Annotated in this window: 6 protein-coding genes; all 6 read left to right on the forward strand. The window is 39.0% G+C overall.

Annotated elements, in window-relative coordinates:
• Positions 1-43 precede the first annotated feature (43 nt).
• The 6 genes from LNP04_RS00875 to araA all read left to right on the forward strand — a co-directional run bounded on the left by LNP04_RS00875 (position 44) and on the right by araA (position 12,452).
• Positions 44-2,791 (forward strand): T9SS type A sorting domain-containing protein, encoded by a 2,748-nt coding sequence (locus LNP04_RS00875; protein ID WP_229984707.1) that lies wholly within the window; start codon positions 44-46, stop codon positions 2,789-2,791.
• 246 nt (positions 2,792-3,037) lie between these two features.
• Entirely contained in the window at positions 3,038-5,665 is a 2,628-nt protein-coding gene (locus tag LNP04_RS00880) for a glycoside hydrolase family 3 C-terminal domain-containing protein (RefSeq protein WP_229984708.1), read from the forward strand.
• A gap of 85 nt (positions 5,666-5,750) precedes the next feature.
• Positions 5,751-7,724 (forward strand): alpha-L-arabinofuranosidase C-terminal domain-containing protein, encoded by a 1,974-nt coding sequence (locus LNP04_RS00885; RefSeq protein ID WP_229984709.1) that lies wholly within the window; start codon positions 5,751-5,753, stop codon positions 7,722-7,724.
• Positions 7,725-7,861: 137 nt separating this feature from the next.
• Positions 7,862-9,559, forward strand: a complete 1,698-nt coding sequence (locus tag LNP04_RS00890; RefSeq protein WP_229984710.1) for a ribulokinase — start codon at positions 7,862-7,864, stop codon at positions 9,557-9,559.
• Between the two features lie 449 nt (positions 9,560-10,008).
• Positions 10,009-10,707, forward strand: a complete 699-nt coding sequence (locus tag LNP04_RS00895) for an L-ribulose-5-phosphate 4-epimerase (RefSeq protein WP_229984711.1) — start codon at positions 10,009-10,011, stop codon at positions 10,705-10,707.
• Positions 10,708-10,955: 248 nt separating this feature from the next.
• Positions 10,956-12,452 carry an L-arabinose isomerase gene (araA, locus tag LNP04_RS00900; protein WP_229984712.1) on the forward strand — a complete coding sequence of 499 codons (1,497 nt, stop codon included), beginning with the start codon at positions 10,956-10,958 and terminating at the stop codon, positions 12,450-12,452.
• The last annotated feature ends 11 nt before the right edge of the window (positions 12,453-12,463 follow it).

Below are 12,463 nucleotides of genomic sequence, written 5' to 3' on the forward strand. Positions count from 1 at the left end.
GTTAAATTAAAATTTATGTCACATTTAAAATCAAATTATTACTATGAGAAAAATAGTCAATTTAGTACTTGCTGCCATGGCAGGTATCGTATTCACGGGGCATCTTCATGCACAGAGTACACAGACCGCAAAAGTAAAAATTGATAAGAATATTACTTATCAGAACATTACAGGATTCGGAGGTTTCGTCTGCAGTCCGCAGTTTGCCTACAATCACATGACCCCTACAGAAATTCAGAAACTCTGGGGAGCCGGTACTACTGATGCGGGTTACAACATGTTGAGGCTGTATATTCCGGAAGATCCTGCCAACTGGCCTCAGGCATTAGCCACGGCACAGCAGGCAAAATCAATGGGACTTATTGTTTTTGCAAGCCCATGGACAATGCCGGCGGCATGGAAGACCAACAACAATTCGAATGCAGTTTTTACTGATGCCAATGGTGTACAGCAAATAGGGTATCTGAAACCTGAACACTATCAGGATTATGCTTTACACCTGAACAGTTTCGTTACATATCTTGCGACAAACGGAGTAATGCTTGATTACATTTCAATTCAAAATGAACCCGATGAGATGGCGCAGTACGCAGGCTGCATTTGGACGCCAACGCAGATCGCAAATTTTGTGAGAGATTACGGTCAGTTGATTAACTGCAATGTTATTGCTCCTGAGAGTGTTGGTTTCACCGATAATTTTGCAAATGCATTTTTGAATACAGCAACCATGGCCAATTTTGAAGTGTATGGAGGTCATCAGTATGGTTCTATGCAGTCAGTTTACAAGCAGTTTCAGAACAATAACAAACAAATTTGGCAAACCGAATATCTAATCAACTGGAATTCCAATACCAGCGTTCCTGCGAGAGATTTCAATTGGTCAATCGACGGTTTCACCTTTGCAAGAAGTGTCAACAATGCAATGCTTGGCAACATCAATGCGTGGGTTCATTACGCATCAAAAAGATATTACGGAATGATGGGGGATGGTACAAATGGTACCGTAGCAGGTGAGATGACAAAAAGAGGATATATTTTATCACAGTTCGCAAAGACGACAACGGGTAAAAGGAGAATTGATGCCAAATGGGAAGTCTCTAACGGGACACTTGAAGGTTCATCATACATTTCACAGGATGGAAATCAGATTACACTGGTGGTCATCAATTCATCTTCAAACTCGTATAACCTGAAAGCAGATCTGCCGTTTTTTACCAATTCAGGAACAAGTACAACGACGTCACAAACTTCGAATATGGTTTCTGCTCCATTCACATTTTCTGCTGATACGTTCAGACCGCAGATTACAGTGGCTCCTTCAAGCGTAATGACTTTTGTATTTAATAAAAGTGGAGACCGACCGGTATCGTTAATGACAGGAACAGAGATGCATTATAATAAAATTGAAACTCAGACGACTACAAATCCGGCTTTTGGTACGAGTCATCAATTATCTGGTCAGACAGTTACGTTTTATAACTCTACGCCACTTATCAGTTCAAATACTACCGCAGCAAACGGATATGTAGCATTAAATGATCGATATAATAAACTGGTATTTAACGTTTTGAGTTATACGACAAGTAATTTGCCAACTTCTTCTAATACGACATTATATTATATTGATGCAAGTGGAACACTAAGAAATCATAACTACGGAAGTGTAGCGTTTCCAACGCCGGGATCAGGCAGTTTTAATCTGGTATTTGATATATCAAGATCCGTTCTTCCTTTTGGATGTAAAGGTATTATTGGTTTGAGAAGCGGAAACTTCAGTTCTATTCTTACACTAACGCTTGGCGATGTCTACTTCAATGTAGGAAACGAAAGAGCATCAAAGTTTGAAGCAGCATACGCATCTACAGACAGTAATCTTATGGATGCCTTGGAAAATGAATATTATACTTCATTAGATTTTAGAAATACAACTGGAATTAATTCGACATCAAGCTGGATCAGTACCTCTCAAAATGTAAACAGTTTATTCTACGTTAACAGTTCTGTGAACAATAACAACACAAACGTGGTATCAGGAAATGCCTGCAATACACTTACTCTTTCCGATCAGGGGAAAGACTTTCAGGTGCCATTTAATTTTACTGCAACGTCCGCATCATACACACGAAATTTCAGCGATTATGGCGTTGTATTACTGCCTTTTGAGGCAAGTATTCCGTCGGGAGTTACCGCATATACCATGATTCCGTCTGCAACGGGTGTAGCATCCACACAGATTACCAATGGTATCATTCCTGCAAATACACCTGTACTCGTTAATGCTACCGGAAATATTAGTTTTGTTGGTTCAGGTAATGTATCAACTCCAAAAGCAATAACTGTAAATCAGATGAATGGGGTTTATCATATGATAAAAGTTCCTGCCGGAGCGTACGTGCTTAAAACAGAAAACGGAGTTACTGGATTCTATAAAGTAACTGCCGGGAACGAACCTTTTATAAATCCTTTCCAGGGATATATTACTGAAGAAAATACTTACACCAATACTTTTCTTCCATTAAGTTTTGCTACGCTTGCCGTTTCTCAGAATGAAATGATAAAAGATGAGGTAAGTGTTTATCCTAATCCTGCGCAAAATGAGTTTTTTGTTGAGCTTAAATCAAACACGGCAAACTATTCACTATTTGATGCAAAAGGAAGCTTGATTGCTGGAAAGCAGAAACTCTCTTCAGGTAAAAATAAAATTAATATTGCAAACCTTCCTGCTGGAGTTTATTTCGTTGAAATATCTGATTCCGGTCAAACGGTAACTCGTAAGTTGATTAAAAAATAATTTATTAAAAATTTAATTTTAAAGCCATCAGTTTTTCTGGTGGCTTTTCTTATGTGGTTATTCGGAAGATTGATAATGATTATCTCGTGAATTAAGTATCCAAAATATTAAAGATAAAAAAAACAAGTGTATTTTATACATTTATTAAAAATAGAATCTTATATTTGCCTTTATCACATTATAAAGCCACATCCAGTGATTTTATTTGAGCCAAATGAATAAAATAATGGATTTAAAATCAACAATATGAATAAAATTCTGTTCACCTTATTATTTGTAATCAGTAGCATTAGCTATGCACAGCAATACAAACACCCCTTCCAAAACCCCAAACTTCCCACCGAACAAAGAATCGAAAATCTTCTCGGATTATTAACGGTGGAAGAAAAAATAGGGATGATGATGGACAATTCCAAAGCAGTTCCGAGATTGGAAATTCCCGCTTACGGATGGTGGAATGAAGCGCTTCACGGTGTTGCAAGAGCTGGAACAGCGACAGTTTTTCCTCAAGCCATTGGTTTAGCAGCAACCTGGGACGTTCTGGAACATCTCAAAACATTTGAAATGATTTCTGACGAAGCCAGAGCAAAATATAATAAATCTTTCGATGAAGCCAGTAAAACCGGACGTTACGAAGGTCTGACATTCTGGACGCCAAACATCAATATTTTCCGAGATCCGAGATGGGGAAGAGGTCAGGAAACCTATGGAGAAGATCCTTACCTGACTTCCGTTTTAGGCGTTGCTGCCGTAAAAGGTTTGCAGGGAAATGACCCGAAATATTTCAAAACTCATGCCTGCGCCAAACATTTTGCCGTTCACAGCGGTCCGGAATGGAATCGCCATTCTTACAATGCGGAAGTTTCCAAAAGAGATTTGTACGAAACCTATCTTCCTGCTTTCAAATCTTTGGTTTTAGAAGGAAATGTAAGGGAAGTAATGTGTGCGTATAACGCTTTCGACGGACAGCCGTGCTGCGCCAACAATACTTTGCTTACCGAAATTCTTCGCGGAAAATGGAAGTACGACGGAATGGTAGTTTCCGATTGTTGGGCTTTGGCAGATTTCTATCAGGAAAAATACCACGGAACCCATCCCGATGAAAAAAGTACTGCTGCAGATGCCTTAAAACATTCAACTGATTTGGAATGTGGAGATACGTACAACAATCTTAATAAATCTCTTTCCAGCGGATTAATCACCGAAAAAGACCTCGATATATCAATGCGCAGAATCCTGAAAGGCTGGTTTGAGCTCGGAATGCTGGACCCAAAATCGTCCGTGCATTGGAACCAAATTCCATATTCGGTTGTAGATTCGGATGAACATAAGAAACAGGCTTTGAAAATGGCTCAAAAGTCAATCGTTCTGATGAAAAACGACAAAAATGTTTTGCCTTTAAATAAGAGCATTAAAAAAATCGCAGTTGTTGGCCCCAATGCAGATGATGGAATAATGCAGTTGGGAAATTATAACGGAACACCTTCTTCAACGGTTACAATTTTAGATGGAATAAAAGCCAAATTTCCGAATGCTGAGATTATTTATGAAAAAGGAAGTGAAGTCGCAGATCCTACGGCAAGAACTTCGCTCTATCAAAATTTTGTCAGTCAGAAAAACGGACAAAAAGGAATGAAGGTAGAATTTTTTAATAATAATGAATTCAAAGGTCAACCGGTCAATACATCAGTCAATAATACTTCAATCACATATAATAGTTTTGGCGGAACGCAACTCGCTGCAGGTGTTGCCAGAGAAAATACTTCAGCAAAAATTTCGGGCATTTTTAAAAGCAATTATAGTGGCGATGTGATATTTTCTGCTGCAACATCAGATATTTACACGCTTATTGTTGACGGTAAGGAAATCGCTACCAGAAAAGGTCCCGATGCAAGACATCCTTCAGAATTTCCTGTAAAAATGCAGAAAGGAAAAGAATATCAGATAGAACTTCGCCATTCCCAAAAAGGTAAATATGTAAGTATTGCTTTTGAAGTGTATAAAAAAGACCCGGTAAATTTCGCTTCAGTAAAAGAAAAAGTAAAAGATGCAGATGTCATTGTCTTTGCAGGCGGACTTTCTCCAAGCCTTGAAGGCGAAGAAATGTTGGTTAGCGCAGAAGGTTTCAAAGGCGGCGATAAAACGTCGATAGAACTTCCTAAAGTTCAACGTGAATTGCTTGCAGAATTAAGAAAAACCGGAAAACCTGTTGTTTTCGTTTTGTGCACAGGTAGTTCGCTTGGTCTGGAACAAGACGAAAAAAATTACGATGTTTTACTAAATGCCTGGTACGGAGGACAATCCAGCGGAACTGCGGTTGCGGATGTTTTGGCAGGAGATTACAATCCGTCTGGAAAATTGCCGATTACCTTTTACAAAAATCTCGAGCAACTGGACAATGCACTTTCTAAAACCAGCAAGCATCAGGGTTTTGAAAACTATGATATGCAGGGAAGAACCTACCGTTATATGACAGAAAAACCTTTGTATGCATTCGGTCACGGTTTGAGCTATTCAAAATTTACTTATGGAGATGCTAAATTGAGTAAAAACTCTATTAATTGTAAAGAAAATTTGACTATTACAATTCCGGTTACCAACATTTCAGAAAGAGACGGTGAAGAAGTTGTTCAGGTTTATGTGAAAAGAAATAACGATGTTTTGGCGCCTGTAAAGACTTTAAGAGCTTTTGAAAGAGTTTTTATTAAATCTAAAGAAACAAAGAATATCCAACTCACAATTTCTCAAGAATCATTCAAATTTTATGACGAAAAAGCAGATGATTTGGTTTCAAAACCTGGAGATTATACCATTTTTCACGGTGGAACTTCTGATAATGCAGGATTGAAAAGTATGCAGTTAAAAGTCAAATAATTACAGATTATCACGCATTAAGTATTAGAGATGTCAGACTGAGCATAGTCGAAGTGTCTGTTTGAACAATCAAAAAATAGTATAAATGAAAACTAAAAATAAAATCTTCACCCTTCTTCTTTCTGGTTGCGTTGCATTTTCATCGGCACAAACCTCAAAGTTTACTTTAGATTTAGACGGAACATCTACCAACATCAAAATCCAGCCAACGATGTACGGAATTTTCTTCGAAGACATCAACTTTGCAGCAGATGGCGGTCTTTATGCCGAACTAATCAAAAACCGTAGCTTCGAATTTGATGAACCTCTGATGGGCTGGAAACAACAAAACACTAAAACCCTTTCTCCGAATTTAGATTCCGGGTTTCTGACTATTTATTCTGACGATTCCAAAACCAATAAAAATTACGCAAGAATAACCGTTTACAATGACAAAAATTACATTTTAGAGAATGAAGGTTTCAGAGGAATTGGACTTCATCAAGGTGCAAAGTATGATTTCAGTTTTGACTTGGAAAATGTATCAGGAAATATTTCTGCGGTCAATGCAAGTCTGATTGATGAAAACGGAGTCGTAATTTCTACAGTTCCGATTTTGATCAAAGGAAAAGGCTGGCAAAAATATACGGCTGTTTTTTATCCATCAAAAACGGTTAAAAAAGCAAAACTACAGATCACCTTCACAGGAAACGGCGTGGTAAATATGGATATGATTTCGCTTTTCCCACAAGATACTTGGAAAGGACGAAAAGGTGGTTTGAGAAAAGATTTGGTGCAGAAATTATATGATTTGCAACCCGGATTTTTACGTTTTCCGGGTGGCTGTATCGTCGAAGGCAGAACCCTTGCAGAAAGATATCAATGGAAAAAAACTTTAGGAAATGTCGCCGATAGAGAATATCTCATCGACAAATGGAGTTCTGGATTTGCCCATCGCCTCACTCCTGATTATTACCAATCATTCGGATTAGGTTTCTACGAATATTTCCAGCTTTCCGAAGATTTGGGAGCAGAACCTTTACCGATTTTAAGTTGTGGAATGGCGTGCCAGTTCAACACAGCCGAATTGGTTCATTTGGAGGAATTAAATCCTTTCGTTCAGGATGCTTTGGATTTAATCGAATTTGCCAACGGAGATGTCAATACTAAATGGGGTAAAATTCGTGCTGAAATGGGACATCCAAAACCATTCAATATGAAATATATCGGTGTTGGGAACGAACAGTGGGGAGAAGATTATATCGAGCGTTACAAGATTTTTGAAAAAGCCATTCATTCCAAATATCCTGATATTAAAATCATTTCAGGAAGCGGACCGTCGCCGGACGGAGAATTTTTTGAATATGGATGGAAAGAGCTCAAAAAACTCAATGCACAGATTGTCGACGAACATTATTACAATTCACCCGAATGGTTTACAAAAAATGCCGGAAGGTATGATGATTACGACCGTTCGGGACCAAAAGTTTTTGCAGGAGAATATGCTGCACAATCGGTTGGTGTAGTAAAACCTGACAATAAAAATAACTGGCAAACGGCATTATCAGAAGCCGCTTTTATGACCGGATTGGAGAGAAATGCAGATGTGGTCACAATGACTTCCTATGCACCGCTTTTTGCCCACGCAGACGGTTGGCAATGGACACCGGATTTAATTTGGTTTAATAATTTACAGTCTTACGCAACACCAAATTATTATGTTCAGAAATTATTTTCCAATAATAAAGGAACCGATTTAATTAAAATTTCTGAAAACGGAAATGCTGCAAAAGGACAAAATCAGCTTTTTGCATCCGCGGTGAAAGACGGTAAAAATAATGAAGTAATCATCAAAATAGTCAATACAGATTCTCAGGAAAAATCAGTTGAAATCAATCCAAAAAACATCAAATTAGGAAGCAAATTAACTAAAACAACCTTGACTGCTTCTCAACTTTCTGCCGAAAATAATTTCCAAACAGAAAACATAAAACCTCTTGAAGAGAATTTTTTGATAAAAAAAGGGAAGTTTTCTGTTCAAATTCCAGCCAATTCTTTTGTTGTTTTAAAGATAAAATAGCCGTTAAGCACCATCAATAAAAGAAAAATTAAAATTAAGTGTAATATTTACATTTATTTAAAATAAAAATTTATATTTGTTTTAATCTCTCAACTGGAGAAATGTAAAAATTTATTAAAATTTAATTCATTATAAAAATGAAGAAATATGTTATCGGATTAGATTATGGAACAGATTCCGTTCGTGCAGTCCTGATTGATACAGAAAACGGAGCCGAACTCGCAACATCCGTAAGCTACTACCAAAGATGGAAAGAAGGAAAATTCTGCCAGCCGGAACAAAACCAATTTCGTCAGCATCCTTTAGACCATATCGAAGGCTTGGAAAAAACCATTTCCGATGTGGTAAAAGAAAGTGGAGTAGCACCCGAAAGTATTGTCAGCATTTGTATTGATACCACTGGTTCATCACCGCTTCCGGTAAACAAAGAAGGAATTGCATTGGCTTTAACGCCTGGTTTCGAACAAAATCCAAATGCAATGATGGTATTGTGGAAAGACCATACTTCAATTTCAGAAGCCGAGGAAATCAACCATTTGGCGAGAAATTGGGGCGGCGAAGATTATACCAAATTTGAAGGCGGAATCTATTCTTCCGAATGGTTTTGGGCAAAAATTCTTCATATTAATAGAGTCGATGAAAATGTAAAAAATGCGGCTTACAGCTGGATGGAACATTGCGATTATATCACATTTCTCCTTTCCGATAATCAGGATTTATCAACCTTTAAAAGAAGCCGTTGCGCAGCGGGTCACAAAGCAATGTGGCACGAATCGTGGGATGGATTGCCGTCAAAGGATTTCCTCGGTCAGTTAGACCCGTCATTGGCTGAACTTCGTGACAGGTTGTACGATAAAACTTACACTTCTGATGAGGTTGCAGGAAATTTAAATCAAGAATGGGCAGCAAAACTAGGCTTGACAACCAACACAGTGATTGCCGTAGGAACTTTCGACGCCCATTCCGGAGCAGTCGGCGCAAAAGTGGAGGAGAATACTTTGATTAGGATTATGGGAACTTCCACCTGCGATATTATGGTTGCACCCAACGATATTATCGGAGACAAAACGGTCAAAGGAATCTGCGGACAAGTAGATGGTTCTGTGATTCCGGGATTGATGGGGCTTGAGGCTGGTCAGTCTGCGTTCGGAGATTTGTTGGCTTGGTACAAAGATATTCTGATGTGGCCAACTCAAAATATTCTGATGAATTCTAATGTTATTGATGAAAATCAAAAACAACAATTAAAGGAAGAAATAGAAAACAATCTCATCCGAAATCTTACTTTGGAAGCCGAAAAAATTCCACTTTCCGAAGCCGTTCCCATTGCCTTAGACTGGGTGAATGGACGAAGAACGCCCGATGCCAATCAGGAACTGAAAGCAGCTATCAGCAACCTTTCGTTAGGTACAAAAGCACCACATATTTTCAAAGCATTGGTGAATGCCATTTGTTTCGGTTCCAAAAAAATCGTCGACCGTTTCGAAGAAGAAGGCGTGAAAATCGAAAAAGTCATCGGAATTGGCGGTGTTGCCAGAAAATCACCGTTCATTATGCAGACTTTGGCGAACGTCCTGAATATGCCGATTGTGGTGGCAGCTTCAGACCAGGCTCCGGCTTTGGGAGCAGCCATTTACGCAGCCGTTGCAGCCGGAATTTACCCGAATGTTCAGGACGCGAGCCAGAAAATGGGTTCCGATTTCGAAGCCGAATATTTCCCGCAGGCAGAACACGTAGAAAAATATGCAGAGTTGATGAACCAATATCAGATTCTCGCAGACTTCACGGAAAAAAATATCAAATCGAAAAAGATGTCGAAATTTGAGAATTTGTAGTTGATAGAAGTTTACAATCTGGTTTTGATAGCTCCGTAGGAGCGTACAGTTAATAGCCAAACATAAGCATCCATACACATCAAGCCTCGTAGAGGCGACCTGTTAATTGAATATATATAATTAGAACCATCAACTAAAAAACAATAACCAAAATTTTTATGGCAGCTTTATCCGCCCTCCGTTCCCGCTTTTTTTGTTCCGCTTTGCTACACAAAAAGAGCTCCACTCAGGTCGGGCTGCAAACGATTCACTGCTGGAATTAAATCAATAGAAACGGGCTTTAGTCCGTTTAATAAATAAACAATCAAATCGGCTTTAGCCAAAACTTATTATAAATTTTGGCTAAAGCCGAATGAGAATCAAAGATCAGACATCGGGCTAAAGCCCGACACAATTGAAGAATCTCAATATCTAATTTTTTAATCTTTCAATCATTTAATAAAAATAAAATGAGCATCTATAAAGAACTCCAGAGAGAATGTTACGAAGCCAATATGCAGTTGGATGCTTTGAAGCTGGTGGTTTATACATTCGGAAACGTAAGTGCCGTCGACCGAGAAAAAGGAATCTTTGCCATCAAACCAAGCGGTGTTCCTTATGAATTGTTGAAACCGGAAGACATTGTGATTTTAGATTACGATGCCAATGTGGTTGAAGGAAATTTAAGACCATCTTCCGACACCAAAACCCACGCTTACCTTTACAAAAACTGGGAAAAAATCGGCGGAATTTCCCATACGCACGCTATTTATTCTGTAGCTTGGGCTCAGGCACAAATGGATATTCCGATTTTCGGGACGACACACGCAGACCATCTGACGACAGATATTCCCTGTGCACCGCCAATGCGTGATGATTTAATTGAAGGAAATTACGAATACAACACCGGAATTCAGATTTTAGATTGTTTCAAAGAAAAAGAACTGTCTTACGAAGAAGTCGAAATGGTTCTCATCGGAAATCACGGACCATTCACTTGGGGGAAAAACGCTGATAAAGCCGTTTACAACAGCAAAGTTCTGGAAACCATCGCAGAAATGGCGTATCGCACAAGACAGATCAACCCAAATGCGCCACGCCTGAAAGATTCACTCATCAAAAAACATTACGAACGAAAACACGGCAAAAATGCCTATTACGGACAGTAGTTTGGCTTCTGGCGGATGGCTTTTAGCTTTTTTGCTTTTGGCAATTATCGTCATTCAATAGAGGACTACGAACCCGAAGGGTTCAATATCAGTAGCCGTAGGTGTAAACCTATGAATGAGAAATGTACAAAATCCACAGAACCCGAAGGGTTCAATTTAAATGACTGTAGGTACACACTAAAAAATAATTATAATAAACCAATAACTATCAACCATCCACCATCAACCAACAACCATCAACTAAAAATATGTTAACACCTCTCAATACAAAAGAAATCTGGTTCATCACCGGAAGCCAGCATTTATACGGACCTGAAACCTTAGCTCAGGTTGCCGAACATTCAAAGAAAATTGTGGAAGCTCTCAATGCTTCGTCATCTATTCCTGTAAAAGTGGTTTTAAAACCAACCGTAAAAACGACGGAAGAAATTTTTGAAACTCTTACAGCCGCCAATTTTGCCAAAGATTGCATCGGAATTGTAACCTGGATGCACACGTTTTCTCCTGCCAAAATGTGGATTCGTGGCTTGACCGCCTTACAAAAACCAATGTTGCATCTTCATACGCAGTTCAATCAGGATATTCCGTGGGCTACGATGGATATGGATTTTATGAACCTGAATCAGGCCGCTCACGGCGACCGTGAATTTGGATTTATGGTAAGTCGTCTTCGCAAAAACAGAAAAGTGGTTGTAGGACATTGGGCAGACGAAAGAGTTCAGAAACAAATCGGAAACTGGAGCCGTGTTGCAGCAGGTTGGGACGATTGGCAAGGTGCAAAATTCGCTCGTTTTGGCGACAATATGAGATATGTTGCCGTTACAGATGGCGACAAAGTAGAAGCGGAAACCAAATTCGGATTTTCAGTAAATACTTGGGGAATCGGGGATTTGGTTAGCGTTGTCAATTCGATTGGCGATGGCGAAATCAAAACTTTGATGGAAGAATATGAAGCCTCATACAAAATGGCTGAATCTCTCCTTTCAGGCGGAAGCAACAGAAAATCTCTTGAAGCAGCTGCAAGAATAGAATTAGGTTTAGAAAAATTCCTGAAAGACGGAAATTTCAAAGGTTTCTCAGATACTTTTGAAGACCTTCACGGTTTGGAACAACTTCCGGGAATTGCCGTTCAGAGGTTAATGGAAAAAGGTTATGGTTTTGCAGGAGAAGGTGACTGGAAAACTGCCGCTTTAGTTCGTGCGATGAAAACGATGGGACAAGGTCTTGAGGGTGGAAACGCATTTATGGAAGATTACACTTATCATTTAAATCCTTCAAACCCTTCGGTTTTAGGCTCGCATATGCTGGAAGTTGACCCTGTTTTGGCGGTTGACAAACCTTCTTGTGAGATCCATCCGTTGGGAATTGGTGGAAAAGCAGACCCGGTTCGTTTGGTTTTCAATTCAAGAGGAAATATCGATTCTCTGAATGCTGCTTTGATGGATTTTGGAAATCATTTCAGGCTTTTAATTAATAAAACAAAAGCGTTGGAAATCACTGAAGAATTACCAAAACTTCCTGTGGCAAGAGTTCTTTGGAAGCCGCTTCCTGATTTGTACACGGCTGCAGAAGCCTGGATTTTGGCTGGTGGAGCGCATCACACGTGTTACAGTGAAAACATCAGTGCAGAGCAGCTGGAAGATTTTGCAGAAATTGCAGGAATTGAATCTCTTTTTATCGATGAAGACACAAAAATCCGTGATTTTAAGAATACCCTTCGTTGGAATGAGATTTATTATCGTTAATCTTGCAAAAT

The sequence above is a fragment of the Chryseobacterium sp. C-71 genome, assembly GCF_020911865.1.
In the GTDB taxonomy this organism is placed as follows: Bacteria; Bacteroidota; Bacteroidia; order Flavobacteriales; family Weeksellaceae; genus Chryseobacterium.

Excerpts from the sequence above, each read along its gene's own strand:
- LNP04_RS00875 (WP_229984707.1), top strand. The coding sequence starts at position 44 with ATGAGAAAAATAGTCAATTTAGTACTTGCTGCCATGGCAGGTATCGTA.
- LNP04_RS00880 (WP_229984708.1), top strand. The coding sequence starts at position 3,038 with ATGAATAAAATTCTGTTCACCTTATTATTTGTAATCAGTAGCATTAGC.
- LNP04_RS00885 (WP_229984709.1), top strand. The coding sequence starts at position 5,751 with ATGAAAACTAAAAATAAAATCTTCACCCTTCTTCTTTCTGGTTGCGTT.
- LNP04_RS00890 (WP_229984710.1), top strand. The coding sequence starts at position 7,862 with ATGAAGAAATATGTTATCGGATTAGATTATGGAACAGATTCCGTTCGT.
- LNP04_RS00895 (WP_229984711.1), top strand. The coding sequence starts at position 10,009 with ATGAGCATCTATAAAGAACTCCAGAGAGAATGTTACGAAGCCAATATG.
- araA (WP_229984712.1), top strand. The coding sequence starts at position 10,956 with ATGTTAACACCTCTCAATACAAAAGAAATCTGGTTCATCACCGGAAGC.